Origin of the sequence: Acetobacter sp. AN02 (assembly GCF_029759835.1) — a bacterium.
Classification (GTDB): domain Bacteria; phylum Pseudomonadota; class Alphaproteobacteria; order Acetobacterales; family Acetobacteraceae; genus Acetobacter.
In genome coordinates this window covers 1-1,135 of the sequence record NZ_JAJJND010000182.1, presented here as the reverse complement: position 1 = coordinate 1,135, position 1,135 = coordinate 1, and the positions used below count along the sequence as shown (strand labels likewise).

General features: G+C 50.3%; 1 protein-coding gene and 1 pseudogene. Both read right to left on the bottom strand.

The genetic code is table 11. From position 1 onward, the window contains the following. Positions 1-118: 118 nt before the first annotated feature. On the bottom strand, positions 119-889 hold the full coding sequence (locus tag LOC54_RS12245) for an SDR family oxidoreductase (RefSeq protein WP_279314055.1): 771 nt from the start codon (positions 887-889) through the stop codon (positions 119-121). Positions 890-1,017: 128 nt separating this feature from the next. Further along, positions 1,018-1,135 (bottom strand): annotated as a pseudogene (locus LOC54_RS12410) (IS481 family transposase); the annotation flags it as partial.

Sequence of the window (1,135 nt, the reverse complement as noted above, 5' to 3'; positions counted from 1 at the left end):
ACGGCTTCACGCAGCATAAGACAGGTCAGCCTCAGCCCTATGATCCGCAAAATGCCCAACCCGACAGGCTGCTAGAGCAACTTCAACCGCCAAACAAAAGCATCTGAAGAAATTTTCTTCAAAGCGACACTGTAATGCCGCCATCAACCGTCAACATATGACCGTTTACAAAGCTTGATGCATCAGACGAGAGAAAGACAGCTGCGCCAACAAGTTCTTCTACATTACCCCAACGCGCGGCAGGAGTTCTCTTACGTAACCAGTCTGTAAAAACTTCGTCTTCTACAAGCTTTGAATTCATCTCCGTTGCGAAATAACCTGGTGCAAGCCCATTGATCTGAAGCCCATATTTAGCCCAGTCAGTTGCCATACCCTTAGTCAGGTTTTTCACTGCTCCTTTAGTTGCCGTATAGGGCGCAATACCCGGCCGGGCCAGTTCACTCTGCACAGAACAAATATTGACGATCTTCCCTCTGTTTCGCGGGATCATATGCTGCGCAACTGCCTGCCCTACGAAAAAGACAGAATTAAGATTCGTCGAAATCAAATCGTCCCAATCCGCTCGCGCAAATTGCTCAAGCGGCGCACGGCGCTGAATACCAGCATTGCTAATGAGAATATCGATTGGGCCATCTCGTTCCTCGATCCGCTCAACGCCAGCGATCACGGCTTCCTGATCCGTGACGTCAAACGCTTCAACGGATGCCGTGAACCCGGCATCCGTCAGTTCAGCGCAAACCGCCCGTAGGCGTTCTTCATTCCGCCCATTCAGGACAATCTCGGCACCATAGCTTGCAAGACCTCGCGCCAGCGTAAGGCCAATCCCCTGAGAGGAACCCGTTACAAGGGCGCGACGTCCCACGAGTGAAAAGAGATCACGATCTGGCATTTTAGAACATCCTTTACTACCAAACGCGCTTTGGTAGCAGCGTTCACACACAACGACGCTACACGTCTTCGTGGGAAAATCCATCGAATACGATAAGAGAAAATATAAACTCCGCAATCACATAAGGTGTTTAGTCCCGGGATTTGATGGGCTGGATTGATGATGAATCTTTCTGGCTCTGAAGTCCAGATTTTGCAGACGTATTCGTAAGGGGTAAGGCCACTGAGGGTCTTGAGTCTTCGCCCG

What these genes read in the sequence shown, in the direction of transcription:
- LOC54_RS12245 (WP_279314055.1), bottom strand. Translation starts at nt 889, where the DNA reads ATGCCAGATCGTGATCTCTTTTCACTCGTGGGACGTCGCGCCCTTGTA.